Origin of the sequence: Aeromonas sp. S16(2024) (genome assembly GCF_041403065.1) — a bacterium.
Classification (GTDB): domain Bacteria; phylum Pseudomonadota; class Gammaproteobacteria; order Enterobacterales; family Aeromonadaceae; genus Aeromonas.
In genome coordinates this window covers 183,569-206,420 of the sequence record NZ_JBGLQX010000003.1, presented here as the reverse complement: position 1 = coordinate 206,420, position 22,852 = coordinate 183,569, and the positions used below count along the sequence as shown (strand labels likewise).

Below are 22,852 nucleotides of genomic sequence, written 5' to 3'. Positions count from 1 at the left end.
CGGGGCGCCTCAGGCACCGGCCACCACCACGCAGTTGCGGCCCCTGTGCTTGGCCTGATAGAGCGCCTTGTCCGCCTGCTTGAGCACGGTACCGAGATCGCTGGCACTCCCGGGCCAGTGGGCAACCCCGAGGGAGATGGTGATGCACCCGGCCTGCACCATCTCGTGGTTCGCCACCGTCATCCGCAGCCGCTCGGCGATCCGCTGCGCCTGCACCAGGGAGACCCCGGGCAGCAGCAGCAGGAACTCCTCGCCGCCGCTTCGGCACAGGGCGGCATCGGCGCGCAGATCCTGCTGCATCAGGGTCGCCAGGGCGACGATGACGGCGTCCCCGACGTCGTGGCCGAAGCTGTCGTTGATGGCCTTGAAGTGATCGATATCGAGGCTGATGACCGCCAGCGGCCGGGGCTGCGCCTGATAGCCGTCCAGTATCTGCTGCATGGCCCGCCGGTTGAAGAGGCCCGTCATGGGATCGGTGTGACTGTCGGTGTGCAGCTGGTCAATCTTGGTGTTGAGCAGCCCCAGCCCCTTGAGGATGGCCTGTTTGAGCTGGGCCGCCTCGAAGTACCAGGCGCGGATGCTGGAGATGTTGGAGACCGCCTCCTGCTGATCCATCAACCTGGCCCGGTTGGCCAGTTGCCGCAGGGGCCGCGAGATGACGGTGGCTGAGAGCCAGATGACGAAGAGGATGAAGAGGGTGACCGGGATCATCCCCTTCAGGATGTCGAGCATCTGCTGATCCAGCCCGGCCAGGGTGGCGTTGGTGGGGCGCTGGGCCACCACCCCCCAGCCTGCACCGGCCACGGGAGCAAAGCCCGTCAGCATCTCTATCCCTTGGGAGTTGAGCACGGCTTGCGCCCCCTGCTTCCCTTGCAACACCTCGTCCACTACCGCATTGTCACCAATCTTCTGGCCGATACGCTTGGGGTTGGGGTGGTAGATCAGGGTCTTCTGCCGGTCGACCACGTAGAGGTAGGAGCCATCCTGATAGTAATGCTGGCCCAGCAGGCTGGAGAGCACGCTGGCGGACTGCAGGTAGATGCTGCCGGCGACAAAGCCGAGAAAGCGCCTGTCCGCCGAAAACACCGGGTAGGAGAGGCTGATGAGGTAGTTGCCAGAAAGGGAGACGAGAGGGTCTGAAATGAGCGGCTGCCGGCTGGCCAGACTCTGGCGGGCGCTGGCAGAGGTGAGCTTGGCCCCCTTCACCTTCAGGGTCTCGGGGGAGACGGCGACTATGGTGGACTCGGTGTTCACGACGGCCACCGAGTTGAAGGTGTTGGTGCGCTCGCGCAACTGGGCCGCCTCCAGCTCCAGTCCCTTGACGTCATTGGCCTGCAGCAGCGGCGCCAGCTGGGTGGCGCTGTAGGCAAGCTGCCCCTGGGCTTCGCTCAGCATGGCCGCGGCGGAGGCGGCCAGCTTGGCGGCATAGACCCGGTTGGCCTCAAGGGTACTGTCGATCAGCAGTTGTCGCTGTGCCTGATGGATGGCGTAGAAGCTGTTGCCGAAGGTGGCCAGCACGCCGAGCACGGCCAGGGCCAGGATGAGGCGATGGAGATCAAACCTCAGCAGCCAGTGAGATAGCATCGGAGAAACGAGTCCTTGTCGGTTGGCGCCGGGCGCCGGGGCCATGGTGCAATTTTACGGGGGCTGGCTGCTCAAAAGCTACCGTTAATGTGGTTCTCGAACGATTCCGTGTTGTGAACGACGGCCATGGCCGCGTCATGACTCTGCACCGCCCTGATCACCCAGGACGGTGAGGGCGGGATCACCGAGCTCGGCCACCGTCTGCCAGAAGGGGGCGATGAGGGGGTTATCCCCTCCCGGCGGGCGAATGAGCCCTATGATCCAGCTCGCCTCGGCCTCCGCCAGGGGCAGGGTGATGACATCCGGGTGCTCTATGGTGGTGGAGGAGGGCACCAGGGTCCAGGCGATGCCCGCCGCCGCGGTGGCGATGCCGGCGGCGAAGTCGTTGACGTACTGGATCTCCCCAAAGCGCAGCCCGCTCTGGGCCAGGTAGTGCACGAACTGATCGTGGAAGGAGGGGGCCTTGTCCCGGCGCAGTATGGCGAGGGGCTTGTCCAGCAGATCCGAGAGCCCGCTCACCCCCTGGTAGCCGGCGGGCAGCACGGCGACGAAATGGGCGCGCACCACGGGCAGCACCTGCCAGCCCTTGGGGGCGGGCAGGCGGCAGAAGCCGAGATCCAGCCTGCCCTCGGCGAGCGCCAGCAACTGGTGATGGGTGGAGAGATCGTTGAGCTCTATGCCGACCCCAGGGCGGTTGGCCCGAAAACGGGCGATGGCCGCAGGCACCAGCAGCTTGGTGGCGACCCCGAAGCCGATGCGCAGGGTGCCGCCATTGCCCGCCAGCACGTCGCGGGCGGTGCGACCGAGCTGCTCGCTCTGGGCCACCAGGGCGCAGGCATCCCCGTAGAGGGCGCGCCCGAGGGGGGTGAGCCGGGTGCTGCTGGCGTTGCGCTCGAACAGCTCGCCGCCAAATTCCCCCTCCAGCCGCCGGATCTGCTTGCTCAGGGCCGACTGGGTGATGTGCTGGCGCGCCGCCGCCTGACCGAAGTGCAAGACCTCCCCCAGGGTGACGAAGGCCTTCAGATCCCGCAACTCCATCACGACTCCTTCATTCCTGATTGGAATATTGAATGTCAAAAATTGTCATTGGACGGAATTCTAGAACTGTTCGATGCTGATGCCAATTCGTTTTGACCCCCGCCCATGCCCCAAGGGGAGAGGCGGCACCATCCTCAAGCAGCAGGAGACAAGCCAGATGCACCATCCCAAGTTCAACGACTTCCCCGCGGATTTCCTCTGGGGGGCCGCCTCTGCCGCCTACCAGGTGGAAGGGGCCTGGAACGAAGACGGCAAGGGCCCCTCGGTGTGGGATCTCTTCACCAAGTTGCCGGGCAAGACCTTCGAGGGCAGCAACGGGGACGTGGCGGTGGATCACTACCACAGGGTGGAAGAGGACGTGGCGCTGATGGCCGAGATGGGGCTCAAGGCCTATCGCTTCTCGGTGAGCTGGCCGCGCATCTTCCCAAGCGGGCGCGGTGAGGTGAACGAGGCGGGGCTCGCCTTCTACGAGCGGCTCATCGACGCCCTGCTGGCCCACGGCATAGAGCCGGTGCTGACCCTCTACCACTGGGACCTGCCCCAGGCGCTGCAGGACGAATACGGCGGTTGGGAAGACAGGCGCATCATCGAGGACTTCGAGCGCTACTGCGTCACCCTCTATCAGCGCTTCGCCGGCAAGGTGAAGTACTGGGTCTCTTTGAACGAGCAGAACTACAACCTGACCAACGCCTACCAGCTCGGCACCCATCCGCCCGCAGTGCAGGACAGGAAGCGCTTCTTCGCCGCCAACCACATCGCGTTCCTGGCCAACGCCCGGGTCATCAAGGCGTTCCGCCAGCATGTGCCAAACGGTCTCATCGGCCCGAGTTTCGCCTACTCCCCGGCCTATCCGGCCTCCTGCGCCCCGAGCGACATGCTGGCGTTCGAGAATGCCGAGGAGTTCACCAACCTCTGGTGGCTGGATGCCTACTGCTTCGGTCGCTACCCCCAGGCGGCGCTCGCCTACCTGAGAGAAACCGGCGAGGCGCCGGAGATACTGCCAGGGGATCTCGAGTTGCTGCGAGAGGGCACCCCAGACTACATAGGCGTCAACTACTACTACACCCTGACCTTCACCGATAATCCCCTCGGCGGCCAGACCATGCAGCGCATCAACACCACGGGGCAGAAGGGCACAACGCCATCGAGCGGCGTTCCCGGTCTCTACAGGACCACCCCCAACCCGCACCTGGAGACCAGCAACTGGGACTGGGCCATAGACCCCACCGGGATGCGCATCGCCCTGCGCCGCCTCTCGTCCCGCTACGGCCTGCCGCTGATGATCACCGAGAACGGCCTCGGCGAGTTCGACAAGCTGACTGCGGACGGCCGGGTACAGGATGACTACCGCATCGCCTATCTGCACAGCCACCTCAAGGCGTGCCAGGAGGCGATGCAGGACGGGGTCGAGCTCATCGGCTACTGCGCCTGGTCCTTCACCGACATCCTGAGCTGGCTCAACGGCTACCAGAAGCGCTACGGCTTCGTCTATGTGGAGCGCGACGAGCAGGGGGGGTCCCTGCGCCGCATCAAGAAGGAGAGCTTCCACTGGTACAGCCAGGTGATCGCCTCCGGTGGCAAGACGCTCTAAGGCGCCCATGCGCCCATGCGCCCAGCGCATGTTCTGCCAAATAAAGAAGGCCCCCTCAACCGAGGGGGCCTTCTGTTTTTGTGTTGTTGGGGCAAGGCGGCCTAGATAAACATGCCCCCAGAGGCCTCGATGCGCTGGGCGGTGATCCAGCGGTTGTCGTCGGAGAGCAGGGCGGCGATGACACCGCCAATGTCGTCGGGCTGGCCGACTCTCCCCAGCGCCGTCTGGCGCGCGAGGAAGGCGTTGACCCCCTTGTCGTCGCGCACCACGCCGCCGCCAAAGTCGGTCTCGATGGCGCCGGGGGCCACCACGTTGACCGCGATGCCGCGAGGGCCCAGCTCCTTGGCCAGATAGTGGGTCAGCACCTCCACGCCCCCCTTCATGGCGGCATAGGCGGCGTAACCCGGCATGGCGAAGCGGGTGAGGCCGGTGGAGAGGTTGATGATGCGCCCGCCGTCACGGATAAGTGGCAACAGCCTCTGGGTCAGGAAGAAGGTCCCCTTGAGGTGGATGTTGAGCAGGGTGTCGAACTGCTCCTCCGTGGTCTGCTCGAAGCTCGCATGAATGCCGATGCCGGCGTTGTTGACCAGGTAGTCGAACTGCGGCCGTTGCCACTCCCGGGCGAGCAGCTGCTTCACCTCCTCTGCGAAGGCGACAAAGGAGGCGCTCACCCCCACATCCAGCGCCAGGGCATGGGCCTGGACCCCGCGGGCCCGGGCCTCTGCCACCACGGCGGCCGCCTCGTCGGCCTGGCTGCGGTAGGTGATGATGAGATCCACCCCCTTGGCCGCGAGGGCGAGGGCGCTGTGTTTGCCAAGGCCACGGCTGGCGCCTGTGATGAGGGCTATGGGTCTGGTCATGGTGTGACTCCTGTCTGGGTGAATGACAAGGGCTCGGTGCGAGCCGACCGGATCACTGTATTGTTCCTTTAATGCCGGATAAATAGCGTGATAATGAAATCACTGTTCCGCTTGAAGAGACAATCAGGTCATGGATCAACTGGATGCGATGAAATTGTTCGTGCGGGTCGCCGAACTCGAGAGCTTTACCCGCTGCGCCGAGCAGCTGGGCATCCCCAAGGCGACCCTCTCCGCCGCCATCCGCCGGCTGGAGGAGCGCATGGGCACCCGGCTCCTGCTGCGCACCACGAGACGGGTGCAGCTCACCACGGATGGCCAGCTCTGCTACGCCAGGTGCCGGGATCTGCTGGCGGACATGGAGGAGTTTGACGGTCTGTTTCGCCAGGGGGGCCAGATCTCGGGGCAACTGCGGGTAGATATGCCAAGCCGGATGGCGCGCCATCTGGTGATCCCGGCGCTGCCCGCCTTCCTGGCGCAGCACCCCGACTTGCAGCTGATGCTGAGCAGCACGGACAGGCGGGTGGATCTGGTGCGAGATGGCTTCGATTGCGTGGTACGGGTCGGGGCGCTGGAGCCCTCCAGCCTGGTGGCGCGGCCGCTCGGCCACTATCGCCAGATCAACTGCGCCAGCGCCGCCTACCTGGCCCGTCACGGGGTGCCGCAGACCCTGGCAGATCTGGCCGGGCACCGGCTGGTCCATTATGGGTCGGGGCAGGGGCGCAGCGAGCCGGGCTTCGAGTACCAGCAAGAGGATGGCAGCCGCGCCCTCTTGCCGATGGCGGGGGCCCTGATGGTCAATGACAGCGAGACCTACCTGGCGGCGGCGTTGGCGGGGCTTGGCATTATACAGATGCCGAGGGTAGGGGTGGAGGGGCTGCTCGGGCGCGGCGAGCTGATAAGCCTGCTGCCCCGGTGGCAGGCGCCGCCGCTCCCCATCCACGCCCTCTATGCCCATCGCCGCCAGCTGGCGCCCAGGGTCCAGCTCTTCATCCACTGGCTGGCGGACCTGCTCGCCGGGGCCCTGGCCGGGGAGTCAGAGCCGGCTGCGCCTTGAGCGGTATTCGCTGGGGGAGAGGGCGAACGCCTCCTTGAAGAAGCGGGTGAAGCTGCTCTGGCTGGCAAACCCGAGGCGCCCGCCCACCTCCTGCAGCTGCAGGCCGGGATCCTGCAGCAGACGGCAGGCCTCTTCTCTTCTGACCTGCTCCAGCAATCCTGAGAAGTGGCACCCCTCCTCGCGCAGGTGGCGGTTGAGGGTCCAGCGGGTCAGCCTGAGGGCCTCGCAGATCCCCGCCAGCAGGGTGGGGGAGTCGACGCTCTCCTGCCAGAGCCGCTGGCGGATGAGCCCGAGCACCCGCTCCCTGTAGTGGCTGCTCGGGCGCAGCAACCGCATCTGGCCGTCGAGCTCCCCCAGCAGCAGGGGTTGCAGGGGGCCGTTGCAGCCCCCGTGGGCGAGATCGAGCAAGGCCGCGGGGAAGCGCAGCTCAAAGCCTTCTCCCCGTTGCAGCCGATCCCCCAACCAGGCCCCCAGCTCGCGCCACAGCCTGGGCCGCACCGGGGTGGGCAGCACCAGTCGGCCCTGGCCTGGGTGGTAGAACTGCAGCAGGGCATAGAGGTGACCGAGGTTGGCCAGGCTGCTCATGGCGATCACGTCCGGGTGATCGGACTCCGAATGGTAACTGAGCCTGGCCTGTCCCTCTTCCTCCCGCAGCAGTATCCGGTCGCACTCGCCGATGAGGGGGCGGTAGGCGAGGAAGAAGTGCAGGGCCTGGCGCAGGGTGGCAGCGTTGCAGCACAGGCTCGCCAGCGGCAGGTAGTCGGCGAAGAGCCCCGAGAGCGAGGGGGGCGACCACTTGTGGGCCATGTCCACATGGGGGGCGACCTGGGTCAGCAGCCGGAAGTGGCGCTGGGCGTCGATCCGCCCCTGTGGGAGCAGCAGCTCTTCTTTGGCAATACCGGCACCTTGCAGGAGCTGGGCCGGATCCCGTCCCTGTCTCTGCCAGTGGTTGAGGCAGTGCAGGGCTATCCGGTTGGAGACTGTCTTCACGGCGAAAATCCTTGTCGGCGGTGGCCCACCATCATCCGCCAACGGCCATGAATTGCCGTGAGCCAGGTTCGGCTTCATGTTTCAGAAATGTAACCAAGGGTAACCCTGCAACCCTTTTCACACTTTTTGAACTTGCTCCCAACCGGCAATTCCCTGCACCCGCAGGGCAAGTGAGGCGGGCCGATTTTGCATAGAGTGGCCACTCCTACACACAAGGAAGATAACAATAATGAAACACCACTCGCTCTCCCGAACCCGCGTCGCCCTCGCCATAGGGGCCCTGCTGTTGGCAGGGTGCAATGACAACGACTCCACCCCCAAGCCGGCGCAGCCCACCCTGGGCCACCGTACCGTCACCCTCATCGAGCAGGACGGCCTGCAATTCAAGGATCTCGATGGCAGCGGTGCCCTGACCCCCTATGAAGACTGGCGCCTCGGCGCCGCCGAGCGGGCCCGGGATCTGGTGGGCAGGCTCTCCCTGGCCCAGAAGGCGGGCCTGATGATGCACGGCACCCTGGTGCTGGACGCAGACGGGCGGGTCAACCTCACCGCCATGGACAAGATGCTGCGGGAGGATGGCGTCAATACCTTCATCACCCGCATGGCGGGGGATCCGGCGGCCATCGCCGACGACAACAACCGGCTGCAGGCCCTGCTGGAAGGGGTGGGGCTCGGCATCCCCATGACGGTGAGCACGGATCCCCGCAACCACTTCACCCATGATCCCAACGCCACCAGCATAGGCGCCGGGGCCTTCTCCCAGTGGCCCGAGACCCTGGGTCTCGCCGCCATCGGCGATGCCGCCCTGGTGCAGCGCTTTGGCGACATCGCCCGCCAGGAGTACAGGGCCGTCGGCATTCACGAGGCCCTCTCTCCCCAGGCGGATCTCGCGACCGAGCCGCGCTGGGGCCGCATCAACGGCACCTTCGGTGAAGACAACCTGCTCGCCAAATCCCTGGTCAAGGCCTACATCGAGGGCTTCCAGCAGGGGAGCGACGGGATCGGCCCGGAGAGCGTGGTCACCGTGGTCAAGCACTTCGCCGGGGCCGGTCCCCAGAAAGATGGCCTGGATGCCCACAACCCCTGGGGCAAGGAGCAGGTCTACCCGGGCGGCCAGTTCGCCTATCACCTGGTGCCGTTCGAGGGGGCCTTCGAGGCCAGGGTGGGGGCCGTGATGCCCTATTACGCCCTGCCCGAGGGGCTGACCCATGAAGGTCAGGCCATCGAGGAGGTGGGCTTTGGCTTCAACCGCCAGATCCTCACCGACTTGCTGAGGGGCCACTTCAAGTTCGACGGCGTGGTGCTGAGCGACTGGGGCATAGTCAACGACTGCAACGCCCGCTGCGAGCAGGGGCTGACCCAGGATGAGGTAACGGCGGGGGTCAGCCCCTGGACTGTGCCCTTTGGCATGTCCTGGGGGGTGGAGAAGCTCACCAAGGCCGAGCGCTACGCCAAGGCCATCGACGCCGGGGTGGATCAGTTTGGCGGCGTGGAAGATCCCGCCCCCCTGCTGGCTGCGGTGCAGAGCGGCCTGGTGACCGAGGCGGCCATCACCACCTCGGCCGAGCGGATCCTGGAGCAGAAGTTCGCCCTGGGACTGTTCGAGAACCCCTATGTGGATACCCAGGCTGCGGTGGCTCTGGTGGGCAAGGCCGAGTTCCAGCAGGCCGCCCAGGCCGCCCAGGCGGCGTCCCACGTGCTGCTGAAGAACGAGGGATCCCTGCTGCCGCTCAAGGCGGACGGCAAGCGGGTCTACCTGCACAACGTCAATGCCGAGGTGGCCGCGGCCAACGGCTACACCGTAGTGACTGAGCTGGCTCAGGCCGATCTCGCCATAGTGCGGGTCAACGCCCCGGGTGAGCAGGATCCCCGCTTCCCGTTTGGCAGCATCCACTTCGGTCAGCTCGGCTTTGCCAGTGCCGATCAGGTGGTGCAGGAGACGGCCCACGAGGGGGTCTACCGCGGGGCGGACGAGTACGCCGCCATCCAGACCATCACGCAGGCCGGGGTGCCCATGGTGCTCTCCGTCTATCTGGACAGGCCCGCCATCCTGACCGAGGTGGCACCGGCGGCCCAGGTGCTGCTCGCCAACTTCGGTGCCCTGGATCAGGCGCTGTTCGACGTCATCAGCGGCAAGGTCAAGGCCAGCGGCAAGCTGCCCTTCGAGCTGCCCTCCAGCTGGCAGGCGGTGCAAAACCAGCACCCGGACGTGGCGAAGGACTCCGCGAACCCGCTCTACCCCTATGGTGCCGGTCTGGCCTATTGAGGCGAGCCCGACATCCATGATCACCAAGGCGCCTGCGGGCGCCTTTTCCATTGCCGCCATCGACAATCCCGGTTTGGCGCAAGGGGCTGGCTTGGGCATAATGACGCCCCATCAGGGTTGCCGCGCCTCGCGACCGCGAGACGGGCGCACCCAGCAAGCGCGCAGAGGAGATGAGATGAAATTTATCGGAGCCCACGTCAGTGCGGCCGGCGGGGTGGAGAACACCATAGCCCGCGCCCAGGCTATCGGGGCCAACGCCTTCGCCCTGTTCACCAAGAACCAGCGCCAGTGGCAGGCGGCGCCACTCTCCGAGGCCAGCATCCGCGCCTTCAAGGCGGCCTGCGAGAAAGCCGGTTTTCGCCCCGAGCAGATCCTGCCCCACGACAGCTACCTCATCAACCTGGGCCATCCCGACCCCGATGCCCTGGCCAAGTCCCGGGATGCCTTCCTGGACGAGATCAGGCGCTGCGAGCAGCTCGGGCTCTGCTACCTCAACTTCCACCCCGGCAGCCACTTGAAGCAGATCCCCGAGGCGGCGAGCCTGAAACTCGTTAGCGAGTCCATCAACTGGGCGCTGGAGCGAAGCCAGGGGGTCACGGCGGTGATCGAGAACACCGCCGGCCAGGGCACCAACCTCGGCTGGTCGTTCGAGCACCTGGCCACCCTGATCGAGGGTGTGGAGGACAAGAGTCGGGTCGGGGTCTGCTTCGACACCTGTCACGCCTTCGCCGCCGGTTACGATCTGCGCACCCCGGCATCCTGCGCCGCCGTGTTCGCCGACTTTGACCGCATCGTCGGCTTTGAGTACCTCAAGGGGATGCATATCAACGGTGCCAAGTGTACCTTCGGTAGTCGGGTCGATCGCCACCACAGCCTGCGGGAGGGGAACCTGGGGGAGGCGGTATTCCACCACATCATGAACGATCACCGTTTCGACGGCATTCCGCTTATCCTCGAGACCATAGACGAGACTCTCTGGAGTGACGAGATACGTTGGCTGCGCAGCCTGCAGCTCGATCAGGCTGCAAGCTGACGGGCCGGTGAGGCTGTGCTTGACCACATCGTGAATGACGCAGGTTTCGACGGCATTCCGCTTATCCTCGAGACCATAGACGAGACGATCTGGGGCGACGAGATAAGTTGGCTGCGCAGCCTGGCCAGGACCTGAGCCGCAGAGCAGCCTGAGCAGAGACCGGTGCCGCGCCTTCCCTCGCCATAAAGGGGGGGGAAGGGCATTACCCATACGAGGAGACGAGATGCAATCACAGGGAACAGCGCCACTGCTGCGCTGGGGGATAGCCGGGGCGGGAGCCATTGCCAGGCGTTTTTGCCGCGACGTCAATCTGTACGCCAGGGGCGGGCGCGTGGTGGCGATCGCCGCCCGGGATCAGGGGCGGGCCGACGAGTTCGCCCGTGATCAGGGGCTGGCGCTGGCCTATGGCAGCTATCAGGCCCTGGCACAGAGCCCCGAGGTGGATGCCGTCTATGTGGCGGTGATCCACCCCGAGCACGCCGCCCTGATCAGGCAGATGCTGCTGGCGGGCAAGCACGTGCTGGTGGAGAAACCGGCGGTGACCCGGGTGGCGGAGTGGGACGCCCTGGTGGCGCTTGCCCATGAGCGCGGCCTGCTGCTGCTGGAAGCCATGAAGGTGATGTGCTTCCCCGCCATGCGGGCCCTGTTGCAGCGGCTGCCCCTGCTGCCCGCGCCCCGCAGCCTGCGCGCGGCGTTCGGCTCGGCCCCGCCCCGGGTCGGCAAGCTGTTCGATCCGTCCCTGGACGGCGGCGCCGCCTGGGATGTGGGGGTCTATCCGCTCTGGCTCTATGCCGCCTTCTGCGAGCGGCTGGGGCTCGCGACCCAGGCCCCCGAGGTGGCGCTGGACAGGGCGCCGGGGGAGGTGGATCTCGCGGCCCGCTTCCGCTTCGGCGGCCCCTTCTCGGCCGAGCTTGGCGCCTCCATCGTCGAGGATCTCGACCGGGACGCCTGGCTCTCGGGGGAGGCGTGGACCCTGGTCATCGAGGGCAAGTGGTGGAACCCCCAGCACATTCGCTGGCAGGGGGATACGCCCCCTGCCGCCTGGCCGGCGGACATCTACCTGCCGGTGCAGGGGGGCGGCATGCAGCACGAGGCGGATCACTTCGCCGATTGCCTGCGCCACCGGCTGCTGGACTCCCCCTGGGTGCCCCATGCCCTGACGCGGCGGGTGCTGGGCTGGGTCGAGGCGGGGTTGCACCGGGGGGGCTGATGGCGCCGCACGTCATCCTGCAAGAGATCCCCGCAACACATTTCCGCAAAACAGAGGGCGCCACGGCGCCCTCTGTTGTTTGACCCTGATCGCCCTTCAGGGGGCGGGCAGGGTCTGGGCGCGGCAGAAGGCGAGGAAGCGGCGCAGGGCCGCGGAGTGGAACTTCTGCTTGTGCCAGACGAGGGAGAGCTGGCGGGGGAAGCTCTGGCTCGGGGTGAGCGCCACCAGACGGCCGCTGTGCAGGCGATCGGAGACCGCGAGGCGGGAGATAAAGGAGATGCCGAGCCCCTTCTCCACCGCCAGCATCACCGCCTCCAGGGTGTTGAGCTCGAGCCCCGCCTGCCAGCGCGGCAGCCTGGGCTGGATCTGCTGCTCGAACTGCTCGCGGCTCCCTGACTGGGGTTCGCGCAGCACCCAGGTTTCGCCTGCGAGCAGGGAAAGGGGGAGCTCCAGCTGCCCGGCCAGGGGGTGCTGGGGTGGGGCAATGATCAGCATCTCGTCTTCGAGCCAGGGCTCGCTCACCAGATCCGGGTGATGGTTCTCCCCCTCGATGAGGGCCAGATCCAGCTCGAAGTGGGCGAGGGAGTGGCACAAGAGGTGGGTGTTGGCGATGGTCACTCTGGGGGCGGCGCCCAGCGCCTGGGCGCTCCCCGCCAGCAGGGCAGGCAACAGATAGTTGCCTATGGTCTGGCTGGCACCCAGGCGCAGCTGGCCGCTCGGCTCGGCGTCCGGGCCAAATAGCTGCTCTATCTCCTGCATCCGGGTCAGCAGCTCCTCGGCGGCCGGTTGCAGCAGGCGCCCCTCGCTGTTGAGCTGAAGCCTCGGATGCACCCGATCGAACAGCGGGGTGGCGAGCTGGCGCTCCAGCTCCTGCAACGACTGGGAGACGGCCCCCTTGCTGAGGCAGAGCTCGCTGGCCGCGCCCCCCAGGTTGCCGTGGCGGGCTATGGTGGCGAACACCTTGAGTTGTTGCAGGGTCAGCTTCATGTCGTTTGATTTTCCTAAACGCTTAGTTCAATTCATTTAGATATCGTAAACGATAGACCCTCTTTATCCTATGCACATCGTCATCAAGTAAGAGGGTACCAGTCATGATCGCACGCACCCGTCGCTCCCTTGCCGCCGCCCCGACCCCCATGGCCGGGCTGGCACTCGGGATCGCCAGCCTCGGCTGGTGTTGGGAAAATGCCGGTCAGTTCGATGGCCGCCTGCAACTGCTGGGGGCCGCCATCGCCGCCGTGCTGCTCCTCGTCCTCACCTTCAAGTTCCTGCTGCACCCGCGTCTGCTGTGGCAGGATCTCGCCCACCCCGTGGTGGGCAGCGTGGTGCCCACCTATGCCATGGGGACCATGGTGGTCTCCAAGGCGGTGGGGCTGCTGGCCCCGACCCTGGGCCAGGGGCTCTGGCTGTTTGCGGTGATCATTCACCTGGCCTTCCTCGCCACCTTTGTCTGGCACAGGGCCAAGGCGTTTGAGATCCACCACATGGTGCCGAGCTGGTTCGTGCCGCCGGTGGGGATCATAGTGGCCGACGTCGCCTACCCGGGTGGCCCCTTCGCCGCCCTGGCCAATGGCCTGCTCTGGTTCGGCATGGCCTGCTACGGTCTGATGCTGCCGCTGATGCTCTATCGCCTCATCTTCAGCCACGAGGTGCCGGATGCCGCCAAGCCCACCATCGCCATCCTGGCGGCCCCCGCCAGTCTGTCGCTCGCCGGCTACCTCACCGTGAGCCAGGATCCCTCCCTGCTGCTGGTGGCCGTGCTGCTGGGGATAGCCGTGCTGATGACAGGCATCATCTACCTGGCCTTCATCAAGCTGCTGCGCCTGCCGTTCTCGCCGGGCTATGCCGCCTTCACCTTCCCCCTGGTGATCGGCGCCACCGCCCTGTTCAAGGTGGGTCAGCTGCTGTCGCAGTGGCCAGAGGCGGCCCACTATGCGGCGCAGATCAATCAGCTGGCCTATCTGGAACTCGGTGCGGCGACCCTGATCGTCGGTTATGTGGCGCTGCGCTACCTGATGTTCTTCCTGCCCCTGGGCCAGACTGACATGCTGGAGCAGCCCCTGCGCCGCTAAGGTAGCAGCCGGTCTCGACCAAGAGCAGACCCCGCCTGGCGGGGTCTGCTGCATCCGGCGCCAGTACAAGGGATGAGCGGCGCTCACTGACTAGGGGTCAGGGGCGCTGTCAATCCGTGAAAAGGCTCAAATAGTCGTTCATTCAGGTGATATTAAGGTGGTTTTCACTGGTATTACCTGTCAGGATTGCCGCAAGTGCCCACTTCTACTCTTTGATAGTACCCATGTCCTCCCAAGATCCCGTGTTTGACTCCGCCTTCCAGACCCGTTTGCTGCACCCGCGTTACTGGTTTAGCTGGCTTGCCCTCGCCGTGCTCGGCGTGCTTGCCTATGTGCCGCCCCGTTTGCGTGACAAGCTGGCGGACGCCCTGGCGCCCCTGGTGCTCAAGATTTCGAAAAAGCAGGTTTACATCGCCAGAACCAACCTCGCCATCTGCTTCAAGGAGCAGAGCGAGGCAGAGCGGGACGCCATACTGATGACCTCGATCCGGGTCGGCCTCAAGAGCCTGCTGGGGTTTGGCGAGTTCACGGTGCGCAGCCCCGAGTACCTGATGAAGCGCATCCAGGTGAGCGGATGGGAACACGTTGAGGCCGAGCAAGCCGCCGGCCGCCCGGTGATCCTGGTGGTGCCCCACAGCTGGCCCATCGATGCGGCGGGCTACTACTTCTCCCAGCGGGGCCTGCCCATGTGCACCATGATGAAGAGCGCCCGCAACCCGGTGTTCGACTGGCACATCAACCGCGAGCGCGCCAAGAATGGCTGCCGCGTCTATGAACGCAGCGCCGGCATCAAGCCGGTGATCAAGGCGGTGAAATCGGGCCTGAGCTTCTTCTACCTGCCGGATCAGGATCATGGGCGCGAGGCGAGCCTGTTCGTGCCCTTCTTCAAGCATCCCAAGGCGACCCTGCCGGCCCTGCCACGGCTGGTCAAGCTGACCGGTGCTCGCGCCGTGCCCGTGCTGGCCTGCTATGACGAGGCGGCGCACTGCTACCGGCTGGAGATAGAGGCCCCCTTCGCCGACTACCCGAGCGATGATCTGGTGGCCGACACCTGCCGCATGAACGACAGCGTGGAGCGGCAGCTGACCCGCCACCCGGGTCAGTACATGTGGTTCCTCAAGATCTTCGATACCCGCGAGGATCAGGAGGGGGAAGACGGCCTCTACGAAGAGGGGATACGTCGCATCCGCAAGGGACTCAGCCCTCATTCCTGAACCGCAACTTAATGCGCGATTGCAAGTGGCCCCATGTGGGCCACTTTTTATTTCTAACTAGTCTGATCAGTGACTTGGAAACCCGCCTTGGGGGATCCCGGGTAGAAAAAATTGTCAGGATCACTAAAATGACGGTCTGTTTTGATGATTCGATGGCGACCATGTCCGCACAAGATCCGGTGTTTGACACCTCCTTTCATCTGCGTCTGCTGCACCCCCGTCTGTGGGGCAGCTGGCTGGCACTTGCCTTGCTCTCCCTGCTGGCCTGGATCCCGGCCCGCTACAGAGACAAGCTGGCAGATGCCCTGGCCCCCCTGTTGCTGCGCTTCTCCAGGAAGCAGGCCTACATCGCCGAGACCAACCTCAAGATCTGTTTCCCCGCGCTGGACGCGGCCGGGCGCGAGCGGCTGCTGCTCAAGTCCATTCGGGTCGGTCTCAAGACCTTCATGGGCTTTGGCGAGCTCACCTGGCGCAGTCCCGCCTTCCTGAAAGGGCGCATCAAGGTGCGTGGCTGGGAGCATATAGAGGCCGAGCTGGCCGCCGGACGCCCCATGATCTTCGTGGTGCCCCACACCTGGGCGGTGGACATGATAGGCCGCTACCTGACCGATGAGGGGGTGCCCCTGTGCACCATGATGAAGAGCCCCAAGGATGCGGTGTTCGACTGGTACATCAACCGCGAGCGCAGCAAGGGGGGGCGTGTCTATGAGCGCAGCGTCGGCATCAAGCCGGCCATCAAGGCCCTGCGCGGCGGCGACAGCTTCTTCTATCTGCCGGACCAGGATCACGGCCGGGAGGCGAGCATCTTCGTGCCCTTCTTCGGCCACCCCAAGGCGACCCTGCCGGCCCTGCCCAAGCTGGTGAAGCTGACCGGCGCCCGGGCGGTGCCCATCCTGGCCTGCTATGACGAGGATCTGGGCTGCTACCGGCTCGAGGTGGAGCCGCCGTTCGACCCTTATCCCACCCCGGATCTGGAGGCGGACGTCAACGCCATGAACCGCATGGTGGAGCAGCAGCTTGGCCGCTTCCCCGAGCAGTACATGTGGTTTCTCAAGATTTTCGAGACCCAGGCGGATAATGAAGGGGAGGATGGCCTCTACGAGGAGGGGATCCGGCGCATTCGCCAGGGTCTGCCCCCCGAGCCTTGAACGACAGGGCTCCCTTGCGGGCCGTTTTGACGGCCAGGGAGAGGCGGCGGGCGCAGGGCACACCGGGCCACCCCCGGCAAGTGGCCGGTGGGGGAGCAAAGCGGGGCCCTGTCTGGCCTCCCGTCACGCGCAAACAGGCGCAAACAAGGTGCAAATAAGGTGCAAATAAGGTAAAAGGGCGGTCATGAAAATTCCAAATCGAATCCAACCTCTGGTTGATGACGGCCTGGTCGACGATGTCATCAGCCGGCTGATGAGCGGCAAAGAAGCCGACGTCTATGTGGTGCGCTGCGGCGACGAGATCCGCTGCGCCAAAGTCTATAAGGAAGCCTCCAAGCGCAGCTTCAAGCAGGCCGTGGTCTATCAGGAAGGGCGCAAGGTGCGGGGCAGCCGCGATGCCCGCGCCATGGAGAAGGGCTCCAAGTACGGTCGCAAGCAGCACGAAGAGGTGTGGCAGAACACCGAGGTGGACGCCCTGTTCAAGCTGGCCGCCGCCGGCGTGCGGGTGCCGACCCCCTATGTCTGCCTGGACGGCGTGCTCTTGATGGAGCTCATCACGGACGCCGACGGCAACGTGGCGCCCCGCCTCAACGACGTGGCGCTCTCGCCCGAGCAGGCGCTCATCGATCACGGCAAGGTGATCCGCTACGTGGTGCGCATGCTCTGCGCCGGCCTCATCCACGGGGATCTCTCCGAGTTCAACGTGCTGGTGGACGAGCAGGGCCCCGTCATCATCGACCTGCCCCAGGTGGTGAATGCCGCCGCCAACAACCAGGCCAGGGCCATGCTGGAGCGGGACGTCAACAACATGCGCAACTACTACGGCATCTATGCCCCCGAGCTGCTCAAGACCCGCTATGCCAGGGAGATGTGGGCCCTGTTCGAAGATGGCAAGCTCGGCCCGGAAACCGAGCTGACCGGCCTGTTCGAGGAGAGTGCCGAGGCCATCGATGTGGATGGGGTGCTGCACGAGATCGAGAGCGCGCAGGAAGAGGCCATGGCCCGTCGTGCCAGGCTGAAGGCGGAGCAGGAAGAAGAGTTCTGACGAGAGCCCGGATCCCGTTGATGAAAAAGAGCGCCATAGGCGCTCTTTTTCATTGGGGCGACGGGCCGGTCTAGCGTCCCGTCAGGGGGGGGGCCTTGAGGCGGGGGCCGGGGTAACCCTTGACCTCGCCGAAGCGGGGATGGCCGCTCTCCCAATCCGCGGCTGCGGTGCGAATGGCCTCTGGACTGAAGCTCACGAAGTTCCACCAGATCTGCAGCGGCTCGGAGAGGGGCTCGCCGCCGATGAGCAGCAGGCGAGTGTCTGGGCCGAGTGTCACCCTCAGCTCCCGGGTGCCCGGCGGCAGATAGAGGAGCTGCTCTGGGGCGAGCGCTTCCCCTGCTATGGTCGCCTCTCCCTGCAAGGGGAAGAGTCCGTGCTCGAAGGCGGGATCCAGCGGCAGCACAATGTGCCCGCCATGGGGCGAGTGCAAGTCCAGCCCTAGGATAGGGGAGAAGCTGAGGGTGGGGGCTTGGCGCCCGGCATGCTCGCCGATGAGCAGGGTCAGGGTGGTCTCGCTCTCCTGCCAGCTGGGCAGCAGGGGGTAGTGATCGAAGCGGGGCTGGGTCTCCTGGTGCGCCTGTGGCAGCGCTATCCAGAGCTGGGCGGCGTGCAGGTCGGGGTTGCCCGCCAGGGACTCCTCGGTGTGGGCGATGCCGCGTCCGGCGGTCATCAGATTGACCTGACCCGGGCGGATCACCTGCTCGCTGCCCAGGCTGTCACGGTGCAAAATCTCCCCCGCCAGCATCCAGGTGAAGGTCTGCAGGGCGATGTGGGGATGAGGCCCCACGTCCAGCCCGGGGGCGTCGGGGGCGAAGCGGGTCGGCCCTATGTGATCGAGAAAGCACCAGGGGCCTATGGTGCGCCGCTCCTTGACCGGGAGGGCGCGGGCCACCGGGATACCGCCCACGTCGGTGAGGCGGGAGGAAATGCGTTGCCACTGTTGTGTCATGTCGTGCTCCTTGCTGGGCGGTGATCCTGCTGCATCAGGATAGTGCATCCCTCGCGCTCGCCGAGAGGGATGGGGGCTAGCGGCGGCGGCCTCCGCCCCCTAAGTTGCGCATGGGGGTGAAACCAGGCCTTATCGCCGGTCTGACGGTGGGGGCGTGCACCGGGGGGGTCATGGTGCGGGGAAGGTGCGGTCTGGTATCCACCCTGGGCTGGGTCCCGGGGGTCAAGAGGCCGCCGTCGGCCTTGGGCTGTGTCCCGGGTGTCAGCAAGCCATTATCCACCTTGGGCCGCGGCGTAGGTAGCAGCATGCCATTATCGCCACTGGGGAGAGTACCGACTCTGTAGTCCAGTGGTGAGCGCGGGCCCTTGTCCGGATTGCTGACGCTGGTTATGTTCTGCCGGTTGTCGCGCAGGGCCTGCTGCTGCTCCGGCGTCATGGCATTCCAGCGGCCCGCCAGCTCCCCCCGCAGGGCGGCCACGTCTGGCTGGCCATTGTTCTCCTGCCAATCCTGATACTTATCCTTGATCTCCTGTTGGCGCTTCGGATCGAGCCCGCTCCACCACTTCTTGATCAGCTCATCGAACTCCCCCTGGTTGTCGCAGCACCAGGGATAGTAGTCATTCCAATAGCCGTAATAGTCGTCATACCACCAGTAAGAGTCGCCATAGTGACTGCCGTAATAGCCGCCGGAGCCAAGCCCCACGCTGGTGCCTGACGAGGAGGTGTTGCTGCAGCCCGCAAGGCCCAGGGCCAGCAAGGGAATGAACAGAGCGATGCGCATGATGCCCCCGGTGCCATAAAAGGAGACGATGGACGGATGATACCCTGACTATGCACCAATCTGGCCCTGGATGGCAGACTCGACCCCCATCAGCGGGCCGCCCCATGGCGCGGGATAATGGCGGCCGGGTACTGTATGAACTTACAAGAGTCCCATCCCAAGGCCGATCCCCTGTTGCCCATGACTAAGACCCAGCCCCCCATTCCCGCCCCCCCGCCTCGGCACACTCGACCAGATGACGGCGCCAGGTGGCATTCGAAAGGGGTCGGCTCTGGTGGGTGCTGCATCCTGAGGGCGGTGCCGGCCATCTAATCGGCTGCCACGCTCGGCAATGCCATGACGCAGGCCTCTCGGCCCAAATGGGTCAGCAGACGGCGCACATCGTCGAGGCGGATGATCAGGGTGGCGGTGTTGACCAGCGGGTGGCACTGCACCTGCTCGGCCTGCCAGATGGTTTCGTCCACCACCAGCTCCACGGCATGCTCGCTATCGCGCACCATGGCGAGCAGGGTCACCGAACCCGGGGTGAGGCCGAGCACTGCATCGAGCCGCTTTGGGGAGCCAAAGCTCAGCCGCTTGACCCCGAGCCGTGCCGCCAGTGCCTTGAGATCGACCCGGCTCTCCTCCGGACTCACCACCAGAAACAGCCGCTCGCTTTTTGGGTCGCGCAAAAAGAGGTTTTTGGTCTTGGCGGCGGGCAGGTCGGGCAGCAGCCTGCTCGCCTCCTCGCAGGTAAAAACAGGGGGGTGATCGATACGCTGGTAGGGGATGGCGAGCCGATCCAGCAGGGAATAGATTGCCACAGTGACTCCTTTCGTCTTTCGTCGGCGAAGCGCGGTGATAAAGAAGCGCGGTCATAAAAGGGTTGATGGGGATGACGACGGGATCGAGCTTACCAGTTTGACTCCCGCCCCGCAGCCTGGCGCGACGATTGCGAGCAGGCACTGTATGAACGTACAATAGTCCCATCCCAAGGCCGACCCCTTATTGCCCATGACCGCGACCCAGCCCCCCGTTCCCGCCACCCCGCCGCTCGACGGTTTTATCCTGACCCGCCACGGTCGGGACGTGCGCGGCCGCGACGGGCACGCCGCCACCACCGAGATCGTGATGTGGCTCTGGAGTGCGCAGGGGCCGGTGCGGGTGGTGGTGCCGGGGCAGGAGCCGGTGTTCTTTCTGCCACAGAGCCATATGGCAGAAGCCGCCGAGCTGTTCAAAGGCGCCGGGGTGAGGGGGCGGTTTCGCCGCCTGCCGATGCACACCTTCGATGGCCGCCCCGTGGTGGGCTGCTATTTCGCCACCTTGAGCGCCTTTCACCGGGCCATCGAGCTGCTGCTCATTCGCGGGCTGGAGCACTTCGAGGCGGATATCCGGCTGCCGGAGCGCTTCCTGATGGAGCGCTTCATCACCGCTGGCGTGCGCTTCGATGGCCGGGCGGTGAAGAAGGGTGGCAGGCAGGGCTACTGGGAGGTGAACGAGGCACGCTGCGCGCCCCAGGCGGTGACGCCCACCCTCTCCTGGGTGTCGCTGGATGTGGAGTGCGCCATGGACGGGGCGCTCTTCTCGGTCGGTCTTTACAGCGAGCAGGATGCGCGGGTCATCATGATAGGCACCCCGGAGGCGGATGCCGACAGCTGGGGCACCAAGGTCGAGTGGGTGACGGATGAAAGCGCCCTGCTTGGCGCGCTGGAGAGCTGGTTCAGCCTGCACGACCCCGATCTGGTGATTGGCTGGAACGTGGTCAATTTTGACTTTCGCCTGCTGCTGCGCCGCGCCGAGCTGGGCAAGCGGCGGCTGCGGCTCGGACGGGGGCGCGAGCTCTGCTTCTGGCGCTCATCCCGCAACGATCCCCAGACCGGCAACGTCATCATCCCCGGGCGCATGGTGCTGGACGGCATCGATACCCTGAAAAGCGCCACCTGGCAGTTTGCCAGCTACAGCCTGGATGCGGTGGCGAGCGAGCTGCTTGGCCGCGGCAAGGATATCGAGGATGTGGCCAATCGGGGGGAGAAGATTACTGAACTGTTCCACTCCGACAAGGAGGCGCTGGCCCGCTACAACCTGGAAGACTGCAAGCTGGTGTGGGAGATCTTCGACTACTGCCACCTCATCCCCTTTGCCATCGAGCGCGCCTCCCTCACCGGGCTGGAGCTGGACAGGGTAGGGGGCTCGGTGGCCGCCTTTACCAACCTTTATTTGCCTCGATTGCACCGCGGTGGCTACGTGGCCCCCAATCTGCCCGCCGACGGTGGGCTGGCGAGCCCCGGCGGCTATGTGATGGACTCCAAGCCCGGTCTCTATCGCCACGTGCTGGTGCTCGATTTCAAGAGCCTCTACCCCAGCATCATCCGCACCTTCTGCATCGATCCCATGGGGCTGGTGGAGGGGTTGCAACATCCCGATCACGCCATTCCCGGCTTTCGCGGCGCCCTGTTCTCCCGCGAGCGGCACTTCCTGCCGGATCTCATCGCCACCCTGTGGGCGGCGCGGGACAGAGCCAAGGCGGCTAGCAACAAGGCGCTATCCCAGGCCATCAAGATCATCATGAACTCCTTCTACGGCGTGCTGGGATCGGGGGGCTGCCGCTTCTATGATCCCAGGCTGGCATCATCGATCACTTTGCGTGGTCACAGCATCATGCAGCAGACCCGGGAGTGGATAGAGGCGAAGGGGTTCGAGGTGATCTATGGCGACACCGACTCCACCTTTGTTCACCTGAACAGGGAGACCAGCCCGCAGCAGGCCGAACAGATTGGCCGCGAGCTGGCCACCATGATCAACGACAACTGGACGGCGCTGATCAGGCGCGAGTTCGATCTGCCCTGTTATCTCGAGATCGAATACGAGACCCACTACCGCCGCTTCCTGATGCCCACCATCCGCGGGCTGGAGAAGGGGAGCAAGAAACGCTATGCCGGCCTGGTCGGCGGCGAGGGGCAGGAGGGGAGTGAGCAGCTGGTGTTCAAGGGGCTCGAATCTGTGCGCACCGACTGGACCATGCTGGCCAAGCAGTTTCAGACCCGCCTCTATGAGCTGGTGTTTCACGATGAAGATCCCAGCGGCTATGTGCGCACCATGGTGGATGAGACCCGGGCCGGTCGTCACGACGATCTGCTCATCTACCGCAAGCGGCTGCGCCAAAAACTCGAGGAGTATCAGAAGAATGTGCCGCCCCATGTGCGGGCGGCGCGCCTGGCGGACGAGGAGAATCTGCGCCGCGGGCTGCCTCAGCGTTATCAGCATCGGGGCTCCATCGCCTATCTGATGACCCTGAGCGGCCCCGAGCCGCTGGAGTACAGGCGCAGCGCCATCGACTACGAGCACTACATCGACAAGCAGCTCAGGCCCATCGCCGACGCCATCCTCCCCTTCATCGGCGAGTCGTTCGACCGGATCTGCGGCCAGCAGCTGGATCTCTTCTAGCGAGCCAGCCCCACAGCCGGGGCTGAGCCGGGTCAGGCTGACCGGGAGGGCAGGGCGACAAGGCAGAATCAAAAGGCAGAATGCAAAAAGCCCGCTCAAGGAGCGGGCTTTTCTAATTTGGTGCGTCCTAGTGGATTCGAACCACCGACCCCCACCATGTCAAGGTGATGCTCTAACCAGCTGAGCTAAGGACGCAGGGTGCGCAATGCGGCTTTTTCATTTGCAGGGGAGTGGTGGGTTTAATTGGATTCGAACCAACGACCCCTACCATGTCAAGGTAGTGCTCTAACCAACTGAGCTATAAACCCACATCTGCGTTCAACTCGATTCGAACCAACGACATCGCCTACACCATGTCAAAGTACTGTTCTAACCAACTGAGCTATAAACCCACATCTGCAATTTATTCAAACTGTTATGGTGCGTCCTAGTGGATTCGAACCACCGACCCCCACCATGTCAAGGTGATGCTCTAACCAGCTGAGCTAAGGACGCATAACAGTGTCGTGATGGTGCGTCCTAGTGGATTCGAACCACCGACCCCCACCATGTCAAGGTGGTGCTCTAACCAGCTGAGCTAAGGACGCATCGCGA

At 65.0% G+C, this 22,852-nt stretch carries 18 protein-coding genes and 4 tRNA genes; 10 read left to right on the top strand and 12 right to left on the bottom strand.

The genetic code is table 11. The features are described from left to right. Window positions 1-9: 9 nt before the first annotated feature. Together ACB030_RS04045 and ACB030_RS04040 are read right to left on the bottom strand one after the other, a co-directional pair. A complete protein-coding gene (locus tag ACB030_RS04045; protein ID WP_371158206.1) occupies window positions 10-1,584 on the bottom strand; it encodes a diguanylate cyclase in 1,575 nt (524 codons plus the stop codon). Between the two features lie 135 nt (window positions 1,585-1,719). After that, entirely contained in the window at window positions 1,720-2,622 is a 903-nt protein-coding gene (locus ACB030_RS04040; RefSeq protein WP_371158204.1) for a LysR family transcriptional regulator, read from the bottom strand. Window positions 2,623-2,779: 157 nt separating this feature from the next. Here ACB030_RS04040 and ACB030_RS04035 point away from each other — a divergent pair, with 157 nt between their 5' ends. After that, window positions 2,780-4,213: a glycoside hydrolase family 1 protein gene (locus ACB030_RS04035; RefSeq protein ID WP_205641666.1), complete on the top strand. Its 1,434-nt coding sequence runs from the start codon at window positions 2,780-2,782 to the stop codon at window positions 4,211-4,213. 101 nt (window positions 4,214-4,314) lie between these two features. Here the strand turns inward: ACB030_RS04035 and ACB030_RS04030 are convergent, their stop codons facing one another. Then, the gene (locus tag ACB030_RS04030; protein WP_371158201.1) at window positions 4,315-5,073 is read right to left on the bottom strand and encodes an SDR family NAD(P)-dependent oxidoreductase; all 759 of its coding nucleotides are present in this window, start codon (window positions 5,071-5,073) and stop codon (window positions 4,315-4,317) included. A gap of 130 nt (window positions 5,074-5,203) precedes the next feature. Here ACB030_RS04030 and ACB030_RS04025 point away from each other — a divergent pair, with 130 nt between their 5' ends. Then, window positions 5,204-6,127: a LysR family transcriptional regulator gene (locus tag ACB030_RS04025; protein WP_371158199.1), complete on the top strand. Its 924-nt coding sequence runs from the start codon at window positions 5,204-5,206 to the stop codon at window positions 6,125-6,127. On the opposite strand, the gene ACB030_RS04020 is transcribed toward ACB030_RS04025, so the two are convergent. Beyond that, complete coding sequence (locus tag ACB030_RS04020; protein WP_371158197.1) at window positions 6,107-7,117, bottom strand: helix-turn-helix domain-containing protein; 1,011 nt, start codon at window positions 7,115-7,117, stop codon at window positions 6,107-6,109. The two genes, ACB030_RS04025 and ACB030_RS04020, sit on opposite strands and share 21 nt — an antisense overlap. A 229-nt stretch (window positions 7,118-7,346) precedes the next feature. Here ACB030_RS04020 and ACB030_RS04015 point away from each other — a divergent pair, with 229 nt between their 5' ends. The 3 genes from ACB030_RS04015 (at window position 7,347) to ACB030_RS04005 (ending at window position 11,626) form a co-directional block, all read left to right on the top strand. After that, window positions 7,347-9,383: a glycoside hydrolase family 3 protein gene (locus ACB030_RS04015; protein ID WP_371158195.1), complete on the top strand. Its 2,037-nt coding sequence runs from the start codon at window positions 7,347-7,349 to the stop codon at window positions 9,381-9,383. Between the two features lie 175 nt (window positions 9,384-9,558). Beyond that, window positions 9,559-10,416, top strand: coding sequence for a deoxyribonuclease IV (nfo, locus tag ACB030_RS04010; protein ID WP_371158193.1), 858 nt, complete (start codon window positions 9,559-9,561; stop codon window positions 10,414-10,416). Window positions 10,417-10,639: 223 nt separating this feature from the next. Next, window positions 10,640-11,626 carry a Gfo/Idh/MocA family protein gene (locus ACB030_RS04005; RefSeq protein WP_371158191.1) on the top strand — a complete coding sequence of 329 codons (987 nt, stop codon included), beginning with the start codon at window positions 10,640-10,642 and terminating at the stop codon, window positions 11,624-11,626. Between the two features lie 96 nt (window positions 11,627-11,722). On the opposite strand, the gene ACB030_RS04000 is transcribed toward ACB030_RS04005, so the two are convergent. Further along, the gene (locus ACB030_RS04000; RefSeq protein WP_371158189.1) at window positions 11,723-12,613 is read right to left on the bottom strand and encodes a LysR substrate-binding domain-containing protein; all 891 of its coding nucleotides are present in this window, start codon (window positions 12,611-12,613) and stop codon (window positions 11,723-11,725) included. Between the two features lie 104 nt (window positions 12,614-12,717). On the opposite strand from ACB030_RS04000, the gene ACB030_RS03995 reads away from it, so the two are divergent. From ACB030_RS03995 to ACB030_RS03980, 4 genes are all read left to right on the top strand, one after another. After that, on the top strand, window positions 12,718-13,698 hold the full coding sequence (locus tag ACB030_RS03995; RefSeq protein ID WP_205641833.1) for a TDT family transporter: 981 nt from the start codon (window positions 12,718-12,720) through the stop codon (window positions 13,696-13,698). Window positions 13,699-13,922: 224 nt separating this feature from the next. Beyond that, window positions 13,923-14,912, top strand: coding sequence for a lauroyl-Kdo(2)-lipid IV(A) myristoyltransferase (gene lpxM / locus ACB030_RS03990; protein WP_371158187.1), 990 nt, complete (start codon window positions 13,923-13,925; stop codon window positions 14,910-14,912). A gap of 152 nt (window positions 14,913-15,064) precedes the next feature. Then, window positions 15,065-16,060 (top strand): lauroyl-Kdo(2)-lipid IV(A) myristoyltransferase, encoded by a 996-nt coding sequence (locus tag ACB030_RS03985; RefSeq protein ID WP_371158273.1) that lies wholly within the window; start codon window positions 15,065-15,067, stop codon window positions 16,058-16,060. A 184-nt stretch (window positions 16,061-16,244) separates the two neighbouring features. Next, the gene (locus ACB030_RS03980; protein ID WP_005324946.1) at window positions 16,245-17,105 is read left to right on the top strand and encodes a PA4780 family RIO1-like protein kinase; all 861 of its coding nucleotides are present in this window, start codon (window positions 16,245-16,247) and stop codon (window positions 17,103-17,105) included. 70 nt (window positions 17,106-17,175) lie between these two features. On the opposite strand, the gene ACB030_RS03975 is transcribed toward ACB030_RS03980, so the two are convergent. The 3 genes from ACB030_RS03975 to ACB030_RS03965 form a co-directional block, all read right to left on the bottom strand. After that, window positions 17,176-18,054, bottom strand: coding sequence for a pirin family protein (locus tag ACB030_RS03975; protein ID WP_371158184.1), 879 nt, complete (start codon window positions 18,052-18,054; stop codon window positions 17,176-17,178). 76 nt (window positions 18,055-18,130) lie between these two features. After that, complete coding sequence (locus ACB030_RS03970; protein ID WP_371158182.1) at window positions 18,131-18,835, bottom strand: hypothetical protein; 705 nt, start codon at window positions 18,833-18,835, stop codon at window positions 18,131-18,133. A gap of 308 nt (window positions 18,836-19,143) precedes the next feature. After that, the gene (locus ACB030_RS03965; protein WP_371158180.1) at window positions 19,144-19,638 is read right to left on the bottom strand and encodes a prolyl-tRNA synthetase associated domain-containing protein; all 495 of its coding nucleotides are present in this window, start codon (window positions 19,636-19,638) and stop codon (window positions 19,144-19,146) included. A 190-nt stretch (window positions 19,639-19,828) separates the two neighbouring features. On the opposite strand from ACB030_RS03965, the gene ACB030_RS03960 reads away from it, so the two are divergent. Further along, window positions 19,829-22,258 carry a DNA polymerase II gene (locus tag ACB030_RS03960; RefSeq protein ID WP_371158178.1) on the top strand — a complete coding sequence of 810 codons (2,430 nt, stop codon included), beginning with the start codon at window positions 19,829-19,831 and terminating at the stop codon, window positions 22,256-22,258. A 118-nt stretch (window positions 22,259-22,376) separates the two neighbouring features. Here ACB030_RS03960 and ACB030_RS03955 read toward each other — a convergent pair. The 4 genes from ACB030_RS03955 to ACB030_RS03940 form a co-directional block, all read right to left on the bottom strand. Beyond that, window positions 22,377-22,453 (bottom strand) — tRNA-Val (locus ACB030_RS03955). A gap of 36 nt (window positions 22,454-22,489) precedes the next feature. Continuing rightward, window positions 22,490-22,566: transfer RNA gene (locus tag ACB030_RS03950), tRNA-Val, on the bottom strand. A 110-nt stretch (window positions 22,567-22,676) separates the two neighbouring features. Beyond that, window positions 22,677-22,753, bottom strand: a tRNA-Val gene (locus ACB030_RS03945). Window positions 22,754-22,768: 15 nt separating this feature from the next. After that, a tRNA-Val gene (locus ACB030_RS03940) sits at window positions 22,769-22,845 on the bottom strand. Window positions 22,846-22,852: the final 7 nt, after the last annotated feature.

Coding starts and splice junctions, on each gene's coding strand:
- ACB030_RS04045 (WP_371158206.1), bottom strand. CDS start 1,584: ATGCTATCTCACTGGCTGCTGAGGTTTGATCTCCATCGCCTCATCCTG.
- ACB030_RS04040 (WP_371158204.1), bottom strand. CDS start 2,622: ATGGAGTTGCGGGATCTGAAGGCCTTCGTCACCCTGGGGGAGGTCTTG.
- ACB030_RS04035 (WP_205641666.1), top strand. CDS start 2,780: ATGCACCATCCCAAGTTCAACGACTTCCCCGCGGATTTCCTCTGGGGG.
- ACB030_RS04030 (WP_371158201.1), bottom strand. CDS start 5,073: ATGACCAGACCCATAGCCCTCATCACAGGCGCCAGCCGTGGCCTTGGC.
- ACB030_RS04025 (WP_371158199.1), top strand. CDS start 5,204: ATGGATCAACTGGATGCGATGAAATTGTTCGTGCGGGTCGCCGAACTC.
- ACB030_RS04015 (WP_371158195.1), top strand. CDS start 7,347: ATGAAACACCACTCGCTCTCCCGAACCCGCGTCGCCCTCGCCATAGGG.
- nfo (WP_371158193.1), top strand. CDS start 9,559: ATGAAATTTATCGGAGCCCACGTCAGTGCGGCCGGCGGGGTGGAGAAC.
- ACB030_RS04005 (WP_371158191.1), top strand. CDS start 10,640: ATGCAATCACAGGGAACAGCGCCACTGCTGCGCTGGGGGATAGCCGGG.
- ACB030_RS04000 (WP_371158189.1), bottom strand. CDS start 12,613: ATGAAGCTGACCCTGCAACAACTCAAGGTGTTCGCCACCATAGCCCGC.
- ACB030_RS03995 (WP_205641833.1), top strand. CDS start 12,718: ATGATCGCACGCACCCGTCGCTCCCTTGCCGCCGCCCCGACCCCCATG.
- lpxM (WP_371158187.1), top strand. CDS start 13,923: ATGTCCTCCCAAGATCCCGTGTTTGACTCCGCCTTCCAGACCCGTTTG.
- ACB030_RS03985 (WP_371158273.1), top strand. CDS start 15,065: ATGGCGACCATGTCCGCACAAGATCCGGTGTTTGACACCTCCTTTCAT.
- ACB030_RS03980 (WP_005324946.1), top strand. CDS start 16,245: ATGAAAATTCCAAATCGAATCCAACCTCTGGTTGATGACGGCCTGGTC.
- ACB030_RS03975 (WP_371158184.1), bottom strand. CDS start 18,054: ATGACACAACAGTGGCAACGCATTTCCTCCCGCCTCACCGACGTGGGC.
- ACB030_RS03970 (WP_371158182.1), bottom strand. CDS start 18,835: ATGCGCATCGCTCTGTTCATTCCCTTGCTGGCCCTGGGCCTTGCGGGC.
- ACB030_RS03960 (WP_371158178.1), top strand. CDS start 19,829: ATGACCGCGACCCAGCCCCCCGTTCCCGCCACCCCGCCGCTCGACGGT.